The 14,833-nt window shown below is 70.7% G+C and carries 16 protein-coding genes; 10 read left to right on the forward strand and 6 right to left on the reverse strand.

Annotation, left to right across the window (positions count from 1 at the left end):
• Window positions 1-142 precede the first annotated feature (142 nt).
• Complete coding sequence (locus AB4Z01_RS22295; RefSeq protein ID WP_441697693.1) at window positions 143-1,225, forward strand: WD40/YVTN/BNR-like repeat-containing protein; 1,083 nt, start codon at window positions 143-145, stop codon at window positions 1,223-1,225.
• Window positions 1,226-1,255: 30 nt separating this feature from the next.
• Complete coding sequence (locus AB4Z01_RS22300) at window positions 1,256-1,516, forward strand: MoaD/ThiS family protein (RefSeq protein WP_441697695.1); 261 nt, start codon at window positions 1,256-1,258, stop codon at window positions 1,514-1,516.
• 116 nt (window positions 1,517-1,632) lie between these two features.
• Here AB4Z01_RS22300 and AB4Z01_RS22305 read toward each other — a convergent pair whose 3' ends face one another.
• The 3 genes from AB4Z01_RS22305 to AB4Z01_RS22315 all read right to left on the reverse strand — a co-directional run bounded on the left by AB4Z01_RS22305 (window position 1,633) and on the right by AB4Z01_RS22315 (window position 4,417).
• Window positions 1,633-2,826, reverse strand: coding sequence for an MFS transporter (locus tag AB4Z01_RS22305; protein WP_441697697.1), 1,194 nt, complete (start codon window positions 2,824-2,826; stop codon window positions 1,633-1,635).
• Between the two features lie 206 nt (window positions 2,827-3,032).
• Window positions 3,033-3,599 carry a helix-turn-helix domain-containing protein gene (locus AB4Z01_RS22310; protein WP_441697699.1) on the reverse strand — a complete coding sequence of 189 codons (567 nt, stop codon included), beginning with the start codon at window positions 3,597-3,599 and terminating at the stop codon, window positions 3,033-3,035.
• Between the two features lie 182 nt (window positions 3,600-3,781).
• Complete coding sequence (locus tag AB4Z01_RS22315) at window positions 3,782-4,417, reverse strand: HD domain-containing protein (RefSeq protein ID WP_441697700.1); 636 nt, start codon at window positions 4,415-4,417, stop codon at window positions 3,782-3,784.
• A gap of 164 nt (window positions 4,418-4,581) precedes the next feature.
• Between AB4Z01_RS22315 and AB4Z01_RS22320 the strand changes: the two genes are divergently transcribed.
• A complete protein-coding gene (locus tag AB4Z01_RS22320; protein ID WP_441697702.1) occupies window positions 4,582-5,559 on the forward strand; it encodes a GlxA family transcriptional regulator in 978 nt (325 codons plus the stop codon).
• 24 nt (window positions 5,560-5,583) lie between these two features.
• Here AB4Z01_RS22320 and AB4Z01_RS22325 read toward each other — a convergent pair whose 3' ends face one another.
• The gene (locus tag AB4Z01_RS22325) at window positions 5,584-6,510 is read right to left on the reverse strand and encodes a glycine/sarcosine/betaine reductase selenoprotein B family protein (protein ID WP_441697703.1); all 927 of its coding nucleotides are present in this window, start codon (window positions 6,508-6,510) and stop codon (window positions 5,584-5,586) included.
• Window positions 6,511-6,660: 150 nt separating this feature from the next.
• Here AB4Z01_RS22325 and AB4Z01_RS22330 point away from each other — a divergent pair, with 150 nt between their 5' ends.
• On the forward strand, window positions 6,661-7,431 hold the full coding sequence (locus AB4Z01_RS22330) for a sulfite exporter TauE/SafE family protein (RefSeq protein ID WP_441697705.1): 771 nt from the start codon (window positions 6,661-6,663) through the stop codon (window positions 7,429-7,431).
• A 64-nt stretch (window positions 7,432-7,495) separates the two neighbouring features.
• Window positions 7,496-8,719, forward strand: a complete 1,224-nt coding sequence (locus tag AB4Z01_RS22335; protein WP_441697707.1) for an adenylate/guanylate cyclase domain-containing protein — start codon at window positions 7,496-7,498, stop codon at window positions 8,717-8,719.
• Here the strand turns inward: AB4Z01_RS22335 and AB4Z01_RS22340 are convergent.
• On the reverse strand, window positions 8,716-9,504 hold the full coding sequence (locus AB4Z01_RS22340) for a metallophosphoesterase (protein WP_441697709.1): 789 nt from the start codon (window positions 9,502-9,504) through the stop codon (window positions 8,716-8,718). The two genes, AB4Z01_RS22335 and AB4Z01_RS22340, sit on opposite strands and share 4 nt — an antisense overlap.
• A gap of 217 nt (window positions 9,505-9,721) precedes the next feature.
• Here AB4Z01_RS22340 and AB4Z01_RS22345 point away from each other — a divergent pair, with 217 nt between their 5' ends.
• The 3 genes from AB4Z01_RS22345 to AB4Z01_RS22355 all read left to right on the forward strand — a co-directional run bounded on the left by AB4Z01_RS22345 (window position 9,722) and on the right by AB4Z01_RS22355 (window position 11,745).
• Window positions 9,722-10,027, forward strand: a complete 306-nt coding sequence (locus AB4Z01_RS22345) for a hypothetical protein (protein ID WP_441697711.1) — start codon at window positions 9,722-9,724, stop codon at window positions 10,025-10,027.
• Window positions 10,028-10,174: 147 nt separating this feature from the next.
• Entirely contained in the window at window positions 10,175-11,203 is a 1,029-nt protein-coding gene (locus tag AB4Z01_RS22350; RefSeq protein WP_441697712.1) for a methyltransferase, read from the forward strand.
• 65 nt (window positions 11,204-11,268) lie between these two features.
• Entirely contained in the window at window positions 11,269-11,745 is a 477-nt protein-coding gene (locus AB4Z01_RS22355; protein WP_441697714.1) for a heme-binding protein, read from the forward strand.
• A gap of 4 nt (window positions 11,746-11,749) precedes the next feature.
• Here the strand turns inward: AB4Z01_RS22355 and AB4Z01_RS22360 are convergent, their stop codons facing one another.
• Window positions 11,750-12,499, reverse strand: a complete 750-nt coding sequence (locus AB4Z01_RS22360) for an SDR family NAD(P)-dependent oxidoreductase (protein WP_441697716.1) — start codon at window positions 12,497-12,499, stop codon at window positions 11,750-11,752.
• A gap of 95 nt (window positions 12,500-12,594) precedes the next feature.
• On the opposite strand from AB4Z01_RS22360, the gene AB4Z01_RS22365 reads away from it, so the two are divergent.
• Together AB4Z01_RS22365 and AB4Z01_RS22370 are read left to right on the forward strand one after the other, a co-directional pair.
• The gene (locus tag AB4Z01_RS22365) at window positions 12,595-13,500 is read left to right on the forward strand and encodes a LysR family transcriptional regulator (protein WP_441697718.1); all 906 of its coding nucleotides are present in this window, start codon (window positions 12,595-12,597) and stop codon (window positions 13,498-13,500) included.
• Window positions 13,501-13,565: 65 nt separating this feature from the next.
• Window positions 13,566-14,780, forward strand: coding sequence for an NAD(P)/FAD-dependent oxidoreductase (locus tag AB4Z01_RS22370; RefSeq protein WP_441697719.1), 1,215 nt, complete (start codon window positions 13,566-13,568; stop codon window positions 14,778-14,780).
• The last annotated feature ends 53 nt before the right edge of the window (window positions 14,781-14,833 follow it).

A 14,833-nucleotide genomic window follows, 5' to 3' on the forward strand; every position in this document is an offset into this window, starting at 1 on the left:
CTTTGGCTCCGCCGAAACACGGCCGGTCCGGCCTCCCGGTTTGACAAGCGGCCTCGCCCTGCCATAACTTAACTGAAAAGTTAAATATGGGATCCGCCGGACCAAACCAACAATCGGTCCGGCGGGGCGAGGGAGAGACAGCATGGGACAACGAATCCTGGTCCTGGTCGGGACCAAGAAGGGCGCGTTCATCGCCGAGAGCGACCCGGCACGGCGGTCGTGGCGGCTGCGGGGGCCGTTCTGCGAGACATGGCCGATCAACCATGTCGTCGCCGACCCAGCCTCGGGCACCATCTACGGCGCCGGCGGCAATGAATGGTTCGGCCCGGCGGTCTGGAAATCGACCGATCTCGGCGAGAGCTGGACCCATTCCAGCGACGGGCTGGCCTATGCCGAGGGGCAGGAGCCGATCAAGGCGGTGTGGAGCCTGGGCGTGCGCGACGGCCGGGTCTATGCCGGCGTGCAGCCGGCCGGCCTGTTCCTCAGCGACGACGCCGGCCAGTCCTGGAGCCATGTCGAGGGGCTGCAGCGCCACCCGACCCGGCCGGAATGGAGCCCGGGCGGAGCCGGGCTGATCCTGCATTCGCTGGTGCTGCACCCGGACGACCCGGGCAAGATCTGGATCGGCATCTCCGCGGCCGGGGTGTTCCACACCGCCGATGGCGGCGCGACCTGGGAGACCCGCAACCGCGGCACCCGCGCCGATTTCCTGCCCGAGGGCCAGCGCTATCCGGAGTTCGGGCAATGCGTGCACTGCCTGGTGATGGCGCCGGGCACGGCCGAGCGGCTGTACCAGCAGAATCACTGCGGCATGTACCGCAGCGACGATGGCGGCCGGCACTGGGACAGCATCGAGGCGGGGCTGCCCTCCAGCTTCGGCTTCCCGGCCGCTTCCCATCCGCGCGACGCCGACACGCTGTTCCTGCTGCCGCTGAACGGCGACATCAAGGGCCGCTTCGTGCCGGACGGCAGGGCCGCGGTCTGGCGCACCCGCGACGGCGGCGCCAGTTGGCAGGACCTGCGCCGCGGCCTGCCGCAGGAGAATGCCTATTTCGGGGTGCTGCGCCAGGCCATGGCGACCGACCGGCTGGACCCGGCGGGGGTGTATTTCGGCACTTCGGGCGGCGCCCTTTTCGCCAGCGCCGATGAGGGCGACAGCTGGGACTGCATCGCCCAGCACCTGCCGTCGATCCTGTCGGTCGAGACGCTGGTGGTCGACCGCTGAGCCATGGCCGAGCCGAGGACAAAAGAGGCCGTGCTGGTGCGGCTGCCGACGGTGCTGACCATCCTGTTCCCCGGGGCGCCGCCGCGGGTGGAACTGCGCGCCGGCACGGTGGCCGAGGCGATCGATGGGCTGAATGAGCGCTGGCCGGGCATGGGCGACCGCATCCGCGATTCCAGCCCGGCGATCCGGCGCCACATCAACATCTTCGTGGATGGCCGGCGCGCCAGATTGGAGACGCCGCTGGCGCCGGGGGCTGAGGTATTTGTTCTTACGGCCATAAGCGGCGGATGAAGTAGGCTCACCAAACCCACTTCATTGTCATGCCCGGGCTTGACCCGGGCATCCAGAGAGCGTCGACATCTTCTGGATTGCCGGGTCAAGCCCGGCAATGACAGTCAAGGGGCAGATCAGCGGCGGCTGATTGCCGCCACGCCGGCATGGCCGCGCTGCGCCAAAGCGAGCAGCAGCAGGCACAGCGCCGAGGCGACCAGGCCGGCGCCGGCCGCGGCAGGCCAGCCCCAGTGGCTCGCCGCGGCGGCGAGCAGGGGCGGTCCCAGCAGCGAGCCGGAGGCGCCGCCCTGGGCCAGCAGGCCATTGGCGGTGGCCATGTCGCCGCCGGGTCCGACGGTGTCGGGCAGTCGGGCGAAGACCACGGCCGGCACGGCGCCGGAGATCGCGTTCAGCAGCATCGCGGCCACCGCCGGCCAGAACCAGGATCCCTCCGACGGGGTGAACACGGCGAAGAGCAGCAGCGCCGGCACCACGATTCCGACCGCGGTGAAGCTGCCGAGCGGCCGGTCCCGCCGCATCCACCAGGCGGCGGCCAGCCCGCCCAGCACCGCGGCGAAGGCGGCCGCGCCGGTAATCAGCCCGGCCATGGAGGCCGAGACGCCGCGCTGGCTGGTGAAATAGGCCGGCATCACCGCCAGCAGGCCGACTTCGAACACCGTGTAGCAGGCGAAGCCCACCGCCATAAGCCAGGCGCCAGCCGGCGCCCGCAGCGGATGCGCGCCGCCCTTTGCGGCCCGGCGCGGCGCGGCCTCCGGCGGCGTCGGCAGGCGCCAGGCCGGCAGCAGCAGCAAGGCGGTCAGCCCGGCGCTGCCCAGCAGCACCCAGCGCCAGGGCGCGGCCTCGACCCCCAGCCCGGCCAGGATGCTGCCGACGGCGAAGCCGACCGGGAAGAAGGTGCTCCACAGCGCCAGGGCGGTGGCGCGCTGCGCCGGGGTGGCCACGGCGATGGTCAGGGTCGGGGCAGCGACCGCCACGGCGAGATAGGCCGCGGCCTCGACGATCCGCCACAGGAACAGCCCGGCCACGGCCGAGGTGGCGGCCATGCCGGCCGCGGCGACCGCCATCAGCAGCAGGCCGGCCAGCAGGGCGCGGCGGGCGCCGACGCGGCTGATCACCACCCCGGCGAACAGCCCCAGCGTGGCGCCGCCGATCTCGAGCAGCGACACCAGCAGCGCCGCGACGGTGAGGTCGGGGCCGAGGTCGTGCTGCATCGGCGGCAGCAGCGCCGACAGCTTGCCGAGCTGCGCCGCTGCGGCCACGCCGGCGGCATAGATCACCAGGATCGCCAGCCAGGATCCGCGCGACGACATGATCACTCCGTGTTCAGGACAGGGTGACCTTAGCGAAGGAGCAGGAGAGGGCGGCTGAATAAGAAATTCAGACGGCCGAGAGATCTTTCCATCCCTTTGTCGTCATTCCCGCGAAAGCGGGAATCTCTTTCCGGTCCTGGCGTGACGAGATCCCGCTTTCGCGGGGATGACGGATTGGGGGATCCTGAAAGGTCTCGCCCGGAGGCTCAGGCGATGGTTTCCGCCAGGCGCACGAAGGCACCGTCCGACAGCTGCAGCCGGGTCCAGCGCATGCGGCCCTGGCGGATCGGGACGATCGGCGAGCCGTTGGCCCCGGTGTCGAGCTCGACCGCCGGCGGCTCGGGCTCGAACCAGCCATCGCCGGTCAGGGCGGCCTCGGCAGCCTGGATCTCCGGCGTGGCGAAGCGCCAGAGCGAGACGCCCAGAAGCTCTGGCGTGCGGAAGTTCCAGTCCTGGCTGCGCCCGCGCGAGGCGGCCAGCAGCCGGTGCGTCAGGTCGCAGACCAGATGCGTGCTGGCGGAGGACTCCGTGACCAGCCGTGCCAGGGCATGGTCGCCGGCGCTGTCCAGCCGGGCGCTCATCAGCTGGCGCAGGCGGGTCTGCTCTTCGGCATCGGGGGCCAGCGTGCCGGCCTCCCAGCGCGACACCATCGCCTGCGACACGCGCAGCAACTCGGCGGCATGGGCCTGTTTGACCCGCCGCAGCGCGCGCCACAGCCGCAACGACCGGCCGAGGCCGTCGGCGGCGCAGATGCTGTATCCCGGGACGGTCATGATAGGCCAAGATGGCCCGTCCGGGCCGGGCTGTCCAGGGTGGTGTAGGGGTCACTCCTGTGCCGTCATTGCGAGGAGGCGAAGCCGACGAAGCAATCCAGGGCCACGCCAAACGGCCCTGGATTGCTCCCCCCGGCTCGAGGCCGGGGTCGCAATGACGGTGAGGAAAGGGGAGGCGGGCCTTAGCTTTCCCAATCCGAGTTCAGGATCACCTCGGTGAAGTCGACCCGCTTGTAGCTCGGGTCCATCCGGGCCAGCACGTCGGCCTTCACATTGCCGAAGGTGGTCTGCGGCTTGCGGATGGTGCCGTGGGTGAAGGCCTCGATGATGCCGTGCTTGAAGTCATGGCCGCGCGGATGGGCGTGCACCACCTGACGACGCTGCTCCTGGGTGAAGTCGTGGAAGGCGAGGCCCAGCACGTCCATCTCCACCCCGGCCGTCACCAGCGCCACGACCGGGTGCTTATGCTCCGGAATGCCCGGGGTGGTGTGCAGGGCGATGGAATCCCACACCAGGTCGATATCGGAATCGGCGATGCCGTGCCGCTTCAGGAAGTCGCGCGCGGCGTTGGCGCCGTCGACCTCGAAGCGCAGGTCGGGGCTCGAATAGGCGTCGACCAGCCCCATGTCGTGGAACATCGCCCCGGCATACAGCAGCTCGGGATCGAATTTCAGGCCCTTGCGCTGTCCGGTCAGGGCGCCGAACAGGTAGACCCGGGTCGAGTGGTGGAACAGCAGGTCGCTTTCGGTGTCGCGCACCAGCTCGGTGATCTCGCGGGCCAGGGCGCTGTCGGGGATGCGGATGCCGGCGATGGACATGGTCGTGGACCTTCGATCGGTTTCGATGCCCCTGATGTGAGCCTTTGGCACGGGTCGTCTCAACGCGGCCGGGGCGGCGCTTCCGGACAAGCGCACGCGGAAATCGGACATTGCGGCCGGCCGGCGGCCGTGGGATCGGTCGATGACGGCTGGAGGGGAACGGAATGCCGGTGCGGACGGTCGCGATCGCCATCTTTCCGGGGGTGCAGGCGCTGGATGTCGCCGGGCCGGTCGATGTCTTCGCCGAGGCCAACGGCTTCATCGCCGGCGGCGACCGCTACGAGACTTTTCTGGTCGCCGCCGACACCGCGCCGCTGCGCGCTTCGAACGGCATGCAGATGATCGCGGACCGGAGCTTCGGCGACGCCACGGAGCCGTTCTCGATGGTGCTGGTCGCCGGCGGCCCCGGCCTGCCGACCGCGGCGGCGGATCCGCTTCTGTCTGTCTGGCTGGCGGCGGCCGCGCCGCGAGCGGGGCTGCACGGGTCGATCTGCACCGGTGCCTTCGCCTTCGGCCATGCCGGGCTGCTCGACGGTCATCGCGTGACCACGCATTGGCAGAACGCACAGCGCCTGGCCGAGCTGTTCCCGAAGGCGCAGGTCGAGCTCGACCGGATCTATCTGCGCGACGGGGCGCTGGTGACCTCGGCCGGCGTCACCGCCGGCATCGACCTGGCCCTGGCGCTGGTGGCGGAGCATCACGGCGCCCGGGTGTCGCTGGCGGTGGCGAAGCGGCTGGTGGTGGTGGCGCAGCGCCAGGGCGGCCAGTCGCAGTTCAGCCCGTTCCTGACCGCCCCGGCCGACCCGGATTCACCGCTCGCCCGGGTGCAGGCGCATGTCATGGACAACATCGGCGCGAGCTTCACGGTCGAGGATTTGGCCCGGGTGGCGGGGATGAGTGGCCGCAACCTGGCGCGGCTGTTCGTGCAGGAGACCGGCGTGACCCCACATGAATTCGTCGAACGCGCCAGGGTCGACGCCGCCCGCAACCTGCTGGAGGGCAGCGATCGCGCCCTCAAGGCCGTGGCCTATGATTGCGGCTTCGGCAGCTCCGACCGGATGCGCATCGTCTTCGCCAGGCGCCTCGGCGTCACGCCCGCCCAGTATCGCGCCAGCTTCCGGGTGCAGGGTGGGACGGGGTAGGGGAGCGCGGACCGATCGCGCGTTTCAATCCGAATTGCGGACCGCCTGTGCGATCTGCTTCTGCCGGTCGAAATCCGCCCGGCGCTGCCGGATCTCCTCGGCCGAGAGGCGGTCGATGTTGCAATAGTCGAGCTTCCAATCCGGGTTGGTGCTCCAGACCAGCGGGGACTGGACGGTGGTGCGAGGCGCGGGGGCCTGTTCCAGCAGCGTCAAGGCCAGGTCGAACGTGAGGGTCTGCGACTCCCGGTCCCGCGGCCTCCCGGCGGCGTTGCCGAGCGGAAAGTCCGAGAACAGCAGACGCGCCACGCCCACATATTCGACGATGTCCTTGGCGCACCCCATGACGACCGTGGAAATGCGGCTCTCCTCCAGCATCCGGGCGGCCAAGCTGACGCTCTGATGGCAGACCGGGCAGTTCGGAACCAGGATCGCCGCATCGACGGCATCCGCCTGGCAGCGGGCGACGATCTCCGGGCAATCGACCTCGAGCGTCGTGCGATGGCTGCGATTGGTGGGCAGGCCGTGGAAGCGGGGGGCGATGGAGCCGATCCGGCCCGACGCCTCCATCCGGCGCAGCGCCGCCAGCGGGAAATAGGTCGCGGGGTCTTCGGCCGTCGTGTGCCTGCGGTCGATGGCGACGTGCGAGATCCGCAGATCGGGGTCCTCCGCCGTGCTGCCCGAATAGACGGAGTAGAATTTGCACGCCGCGTTGTAAGCGGCCCCGGGCCCCTGGTCGCCCTTACCGGGCTGGTACGGCGCGGCCGTGGTGACGATGGCCAGCCGGCATTGCGACAGCGGCTTGTCCAGGGGATGGAACGGCACGCTTACGCAATGCGCCCATTCATAGGGCGCGCCGTAGCCAAGGGCCTGATAGTAGGACCGAATCCTCTGCAGATAGGGAATCGGCGCATCATGGACGGGTGCAAATCCGAATGATCGCTCTCCGGCCATCAAGGGTGCTCCCAGTCCCGGCACGTGATCGACTCGGCGGCCAGTCTACGATCCGCGGGCGACGTGTCCAATGCGAGCGCGAATCCGGTGTCCCGCGCTGAATTGCCCTCGGTGCAATCCGGTGGTTGAGCGGAGCGCGCCGGGCCGGCCATGGTCGCGCTGATGCCGACCGATCCCGTCCTCCTCGCCGTGCTGCTGGGCACCATCTTCGTCATCGCCTTCACCAAGGGCGGCTTCGGCGGCGGCTTCGCCATCCTCGGCATCCCGGCGCTGTCCTTCGTCATGCCGGCGGTGGATGCGGCGGCGGTGATCGCGCCGCTGGTGCTGCTGATGGACGTGTTCACCGTCTGGGCCTTCCCGCCGCGGACCTGGAGCCGGCCGAACCTGCGGGTGCTGGTGCTGCCGCTGTTGTGCGGCATCGCGCTGGGCGGGCTGACCTTCGCCCTGGTCGACCCGGCCTGGGTGACGCTGCTGATCGCGCTGGTCACCCTGGTCTTCGCCCTGCGCTGKTTCGCCCGCCGCCGGATCGAGCAGCCGCGCGCCGCCCCCTCCGGCCGCCGCGCGGCGCTGTGGGGCACGCTGACCGGCTACACCACCTTCGTCGCCCATTCCGGCGGCCCGCCTTTGGCGATCTACCTGCTGCCGCAGCGGCTGGACAAGACCGTGTTCGCCGGCACCTCGGCGATCGTGTTCATGCTCTGCAACGTCGTCAAGCAGGTGCCCTACCTCTATCTCGGCGTGCTGGAGCCGCGGAACCTCGCCGCCATTGCCGCGGCGGCGCCGGTGGTGCCGGTCGGGGTCTGGATCGGCCGCCGCTTCCACGACCGCATCGACGAGGCGCGGCTGTACCTGTGGTGCCATCTGCTGCTGGTGGCGATCGGGCTGAAGCTGCTGGTCGACGGCGTGCTGGGCGTGACCTGACGCCATCGCCTCGGCGCTGCGCCGGCCTTCCGGTTGGTGTAAAGCTTCCGGTCGAGGAGAATCAATGGACGACTCCAAGCTCACCACACTGTCCGCCTGGATCATCGAGGCGGGGCTGATCGGCCTGTCGGAGACCGAGCTGCTGGCCGGCTTCTGCGCCCGGGCCGTGTTCGCCGGCTTGCCGATCGCCAGCGGCCTGCTGGTCATCGACACGCTGCATCCGATCCATGAGGGCAACGCCGTGCGCTGGCGTCGCGGCGAGGACGAGGCCAGCTTCACCGGCTATGGCCGCACCACCGCGGGCGAGCGCGAGGAGAAGTGGCTGGCCAGCCCGTTCTTTCATCTGATCGACACCGGCGAGGAATGGATGCGCCGGCGGGTGACGGCGGAGAGCGGCGCCGAGTTCCCGGCCGTGGCCACGGCGCGGGAGGAGGGGATGACCGACTATCTCGGCGTCCTCAACCGCTTCGAGCCCGAGGGCGCGATCGCCGATTGGGACGGGCTGTTCTCGGCCTGGACCACGGACCAGCCCGGCGGCTTCAGCGACCAGGAGATCGCCGGGCTGCTCAAGGTCCTGCCCGCCCTGGCGATGGCGATCAAGGCGGCCACCCTGGCGCGGATGGCCTCGACGCTGCTGGAGACCTATCTGGGCCGCGACGCCTGCGACTCCGTCTGGTCCGGACGGATCGCCCGCGGCGTCGCCGATCGGATCGACGCGGTGCTGTGGTTCAGTGACCTGCGCGGCTACACCCGGATCACCGACACCGCCCCGCCGGAACAGATCATCCCGCTGCTCAACGACTACGCCGACGCGGTGATCTCGGCGGTGCAGGCGGCGGGCGGCGACGTGCTGAAGCTGATCGGCGACGGCGTGCTGGCGATCTTCCGGCCGGAGAATGGCGGGACCGAGGGCCGCGCGCGGGCCTGCCGCGCGGCGCTGGCGGCGGTGCGCGGCGCCCAGGCGACGATCGCGGCGTTGAACCCGCAGCGCGAGGCGGCCGGCCAGCCGGTGACCGAGATCTATGCTGGGCTGCATATCGGCGAGGTGTTCTTCGGCAATATCGGCAGCGCCCACCGGCTCGACTTCACCGTGGTCGGCCCGGCGGTGAACGAGACCAGCCGGATCGCCGAGATGTGCCGGTCGGCGGACCAGTCGCTGCTGGTCTCCTCCGCCTTCGCCGCGGCGGCGGGCGGGGAGGCGGCCGGCCTGGTCTGCGTCGGCCGCTACGCTTTGCGCGGCGTGCGCATGCCGCAGGAGCTGTTCACGCTCGATCCTCGCCCGGCCTAGAGCCGCCAGACCCGCAGGCCGCGCATCCGATCGCCATGGATCAGCACTGCCGACAGGCAGCCGGTGGCGAAGGCGCCGGTGTCGACGTCGATGCGGTGCGGATGGTCCAGGTCCAGCCGGTCGGCCGGGGTGTGGCCATGGATCACCGCGACGCCCTCGGGGAAGGGGCCGGGCCAGTCCAGGAACGGGTCGCGGATCCACAGCAGGGTGCGGCGGTCCTGCTGTGCCAGCGGGCGCTGCGGGTCGATGCCGGCATGGACGAAGACCAGGTCGCCGATCCGGTGGGTGACCGGGCAGCCGCGCAGCCAGCCCAAGAGGTCGGGCCCGATCGCCGCCCGCACCCGGGCGCGCCAGTCGCCGTCGAGATCGGTGACGCCGCATTCGGCCAGCACCCGCTCGCCGCCATAGCTGAGCCAGAACTGCAGGGAGCTATGGTCGGTGGCGCCGTCCAGCAGCGCCAGCATGCGGTCGTCGTGATTGCCCAGCAGGGTGATCGTCTCGGCGCCCGCGACGCCCTGCCGCGCCAGGGCCAAAGCGCGGAGGTTCTCCGGGCCGCGGTCGACCAGGTCGCCGAGATGGATCAGGGTGCAGCCGGTGCCGCCGGGCAGTGCCGCGAACTCCGCCGCCACCAGCCGGTGCATCGCCTCCAGGAGGTCGGCCTGGCCGTGCACGTCGCCGATCGCGGCCACCGCCCGGTCCGGCGGCAGCGGCCGGATCGCCGGACGCCAGGGATCACGGCGCGGGTCGAGGTGGCGCGGCAGTCGGTCGAAATCCTCCGGCTTCATGGCGTTGCGCCTCGGTTCGATCGAATCACGACGGCCATCATAACAATGGTCTGCCGGGGTTGCAGGATGCTGTTCAGCTCTTAGGTAAGTCGTGCGGACGGCCGAAATCGCACCACCCCGAGTGTGGGAGGTCCCGCGACGCGCCGCGGCATCCGGCCCGGCGCGACCCGATCGACAGGCTGCCCCGAGGGGCGGCTCCATCGACAGGAGCAACGCGATGAAGCTCAACACCGCACTGGTCGACCGGACGGTGACCCGGTTCGGGGCCCAGGCCCTGCCCGACAACCATCCGGCGATGCCCCAGCTCAGCACCATGTTCGGCGAGCACACCTTCCTCCTCGACGGCGACGGTCTTTACATCCTCGAGGCGGTCGAGATCCCTCCGGCCGGGGCTCCGGCGGGGCAGGTGATCAAGCTGGCCAGCTGGGCGGATGCCGAGCGGACGACGCTGGCGCCGCACGAGCCCGAACCGACCGATGTCGTCATCGAGCTCGGGCCGATCGATCCCGACAAGGACGCCTGACGCGAACCGGGCGGCCGGGCGAAGGTCCGGCCGCCCGTGTCCTTCGAACGATGCCCCCCAATTGGTCTCCCAATCGGGGGATTGCCGCGGCCGCTCTGCCCGGCCGATCGTCATGATGGCGCTATGCCCCGTTTGGAGGGAGCCATCATGTCCAGTGCGGCCGGCCGGCAGGCCCCGGTCACGCCCGAGCACATCTTGCAGCTGGGGTTCGGCTTCTGGGCCTCGAAGGCCCTGTTGAGCGCGGTCGAGCTGGAGGTGTTCACCGTGCTGGCCGGCGGCCCGCTCGACGCCGAGGCGCTGGGAGTCCGGCTCGGCCTGCATCCGCGCGGCGCCCGCGACTTCCTCGACGCGCTGGTGGCGCTGCACGTCCTGGACCGGGCCGATGGCGCCTACGCCAACACCGCCGAGACCGATCTCTATCTCGACCGCGGCAAGCCCTCCTATGTCGGCGGTATCCTGGAGATGGCCAACCGGCGGCTCTACCCGTTCTGGGGGAACCTGACGGAAGCGCTGCGCACCGGCCGGCCGCAGAACGAGGCCAAGGCGGGCGGCGACCTCTTCAGCGCGGTCTATGCCAGCCCCGAAGGCCTCTCCGGCTTCCTCAACGCCATGACCGGCGTCAGTTTGCCGGTGGCGCGCGCGCTCGCCGTCCGCTTCCCCTGGGCCGGGGTCCGCAGCGTCATCGACATCGGCGCCGCGGCCGGGTCGATGCCGGCCGAGCTCGCCCTCGCCCATCCGCATCTCGAGGTGGGCGGCTTCGACCTGCCGCCGGTGCGGCCGGTGTTCGAAGCCTATGTGGCGCAGCGCGGCCTGGCCGGCCGGGTGCGCTTCCACGAGGGCGACTTCATGCGCGGGCCGATGCCCTCGGCCGAAGTGCTGGTGATGGGCCACATCCTCCACGACTGGGACCTGGAGGAGAAGCGGATGCTGGTGGCCAAGGCCCATGCGGCGCTGCCGCAGGGCGGGGCGCTGATCGTCTATGACCGGATGATCGACGACGACCGGCGGGAGAATGCGGCCGGCCTGCTGATGAGCCTGAACATGCTGATCGAGACGCCGGGCGGCTTCGACTATACCGGCGCCGACTGCATCGGCTGGCTGCGCGACGCCGGCTTCGTCTCGGTCCGCCAGGAGGCCCTGGTCGGCCCCTATTCGATGGTGGTCGGGATCAAGTAGCCGCAGGGTGCCCATGGCTGGCGAGGCTGTGGCAGGATCGGTCCCGCAGAGTCGAGGAGGGACCGATGACCGATCATGCCGCCCGCACCACCGAGTTGGAGGCCGAGGAGGCGCGGCTGGCCTTCGACCGCTTCGACTTCGCCGAGGCCTGGGCGATCGGCCGCACGCTGGTCGAGAGCGCGCCGGCGCCGGTCGCGATCCGCATCCAGCTCGGCGACCGGGTGCTGTTCGCCGCGGCGCTCGACGGCACCGCGGCCGACAACCAGGTCTGGCTCGACCTGAAATCCGCCGCCGTCCGGCAGTTCGGCCACAGCACGCTGTGGCTGCACCACCGGCTCAAGGCGCGCGGCCGGACTCTGGCCGAGAGCCCGTCGGTGCGCACGCCGATGATCGACCATGGCGGCGGCTTCCCGATCCGCATCGGCGCCCAGGTGGTCGGGTTCATCGGCGTCTCCGGCCTGCCGCACGAGGATGATCACCGGCTGATCACCAGCGCGATCGAGACGTACAAGGCGGGGCAGGCCGGGGCGGGCCGCGGCTGAGCGATCAGACCAGCGCCATGCCGCCATCGACATGCAGCTCGGCACCATTGACGAAGCTGCTGTCGTCCGAGGCCAGGAACAGCGCGGCGGAGGCGAGTTCCTCGGCGCTGCCCATCCTGCCGGCGGGGATCGTCTGCGACACGGCGTGCAGGAAGCCCGGCACCTCGGCCTCCGGGATGCCGAGCTTGCCGAGGATGGCGGTCTCGGTCGGCCCCGGGCTGAGGACATTGACGCGGATCCTGCGGGCCTTCAGCTCCAACGCCCAGCTGCGCGCGAAGGCCGTGACCGCCGCCTTCGACCCGGCATAGACGGCGTGGTTGTCCAGGACCTTGGTCGCGGCGAGGGAGCTGGTGACGATGATGCTGCCACCGTCGCGCATGACCGGGGCGATGGCCTGCACGCCGAAGAAGACCCCGCGGGTGTTGACGGCGAAATGCGCGTCGTACTCGGCCGGGGTCACCGTCGCCGACGGGGCGATCGTGATCACCGCGGCGTTGGCGACATAGATATCCAGCCCACCGAAGCGGCACCCGACCTCCTCGGCGATGGCTTGGTGATGGTCGAGGTCCGCGACGTCGCCGCAGATCCCGATGGCGCCATGGCCGATCTCCGCGACCGCCTGGTCGAGGACGTCCTGCCGGCGGCCGGTGACGACGACCCGGGCGCCTTCCTGCGCGAACAGGCGGGCCGTCGCCTTGCCAATTCCACTGTTGCCGCCGGTGATGACGGCGACCTTTCCTTCGAGCTTGAGCATCCGTTTTCTCCGCTGGATTGCGGAATGGATGTACCCATCGCCAGGGCGCCGCATTAGATGGGGGGCGGGCACATGATCTGTGCCTGGAGGTCAAGATGCCCCATCTGCTGAGCGAGGCGCCGGGCCTGGTCGCCTTCGTCCGCGCCGTCGAGGCCGGATCCTTCAGCGCCGCCGCGCGGGATCTGGGCACGACGCCGTCGGCCGTGTCGAAGAGCGTCGCTCGCCTGGAGCGGCATCTCGGCGCCCGGCTGTTCCGGCGGTCGACCCGTGTCCTGGCGCTGACGCCGGAGGGGCAGGCCTTCTTCGACCGGGTGTCGCCGCTGCTGCAGGAGATCGAGCAGTCGGCGGATTCCGTGCAGCCCTCTGCGGACCCTCGGGGGCGGTTGCGCGTCAGCCTGCCCAGCGAGATCGCCCGGCTGCTGATGGACGCCATCCTGACGCGGTTCCTGGCGCGCCATCCCTCGCTGGATCTCGAGATCGGCATCACCGACCGGCCCGTCGACCTCATTCGCGAGGATTACGACGTCGTCTTCCGGGTCGGCCACATGCCGGAGAGCGACCTGACGGTCAGAACCCTGGCGCAGCTCGAGATGGTGCTGGTCGCGTCTCCGGCCTTCCTGGACCGGTGGGGAGCGCCTCGCACCATCGACGATCTTCGGGCGCTGCCCTTCGCACGGTACTTTGTCGGGCGCAGGGTGCCGGAGATTCGCTTCGCCGACGGCACCACCATCGCGACGCGCGGCCGGATCGGCTTCGATTCCGGCTTCGGCCTGCGCGCGGCGGCAAAGCTGGGGATGGGCGTCGCCTATCTGACGCGCTGCATCGTCGAGGAAGATCTGCGCCGCGGTGATCTCGTCGTCGTGCTGCCCGACAAGCCCCTGCCGCCGATGCCGTTCCAGGCCCTGCACGCCTTCGGCCAGACGGCGCCGGCCCGGGTCCGGATCCTGTCGGACTTCATCGCCGAGGAGATCGGCCGGATCGTCGGTGAAGGGCAGGGCTGAGGCCCCGGGGAACGAGACGGAGCCCGGCCCGGTTTCCGCAGGGACCTCCACATCCCAGGAACCGCATGGCCCGCCATCTCGACCTTCGATCCGGCCAGCCGGTGTGGACGGCGAACGGCATGCCGCGGATCCCCGCACTGCCCCTCGACGGCGACGGCGCGGCGGATGTGGCGATCGTTGGTGGCGGCGTGTCGGGCGCCCTGGTCGCGGATACGCTGCTGCAGGCGGGGCTGACCGTCATCGCGATCGACCGCCGTGAATTCGGGCGGGGTTCTTCGGCGGCCAGCACGGCCCTGCTCGCCACCGAGCTCGACCGGCCGCTGACGCAGCTGGCCGACGAGGTGGGGGGCGAGCGGGCGGCGCGGGCCTATTGGCGGTCCGCGGCCGCCGTCGGTTCCCTGCGGGCGCGGATCCGCGATCTCCGCATCCAGGCGCGGTTGCGGGATCGCCTCTCGGTCTATCTGCCGGGCAACGTGCTCGGCCTGACGGCGTTGCGCCGTGAATCCGAGGCCCGGGCGCGGATCGGCCTGCGCTCGCGCTTCGTCGAGGGCGAGGAATTGCACCGCCTGACTGGCCTGCGGCTCGAAGGCGCCATCGTCACGGCGGGCAGCGCCGAGGCCGATCCGCTGCGCCTGGTCGGCGGCCTGTGGCGCTCGGCGATCGCACGGGGTGCCTCGCTGCACGCCCCGGTCGAGGCCAGGGAGGTGAAGGAGAGTCGCAGCGGCGTCACCATCACGACGGCGGATGGGGGTCGGATCAAGGCCCGCCATGCGGTCTTCGCCACCGGCTATGAGCTGCTGCCCTTCGTTCCGGCGGCGGCCAGCGACATCCATTCCACCTGGGCGATCGCCACCGTGCCGCAGGCCGGCCCGCCATGGCCCAGCCGGGCCCTGATCTGGGAAGCCAGCGACCCGTATTTCTACGCCCGCACGACGCTGGACGGGCGGGTCGTCGCCGGGGGCGAGGACGAGCCCTTCGCCGATGACGACAAGCGGGACGCGCTGATCACCAGGAAGAGCCAGGTCATCGCGCGCAAAGTCGCGGCGCTGTGGCCGTCGCTCGACCCGACGCCGGAGTATCGCTGGACCGGCAGCTTCGGCGAAAGCCGCACCGGCCTGCCGACGATCGGCCGGGTCCCGGGCCTGGACCGGTGCTTCGCCGTGCTGGGCTATGGCGGCAACGGTTTCACCTTCAGCGCCATCGCCGCCCAGATCATCTCCCGCGCCATCCTCGGCCTGCCTGATCCGGACGAGGTGGTGTTCGGGTTCGATCCGCGGTGAGCCGGAGAGCCGGCGCCGAGGTGGTCGGGTTCATCGGCGTCTCCAGCCCGCCG

Origin of the sequence: Inquilinus sp. YAF38, assembly GCF_052113205.1 — a bacterium.
Lineage (GTDB): Bacteria > Pseudomonadota > Alphaproteobacteria > DSM-16000 > Inquilinaceae > Inquilinus.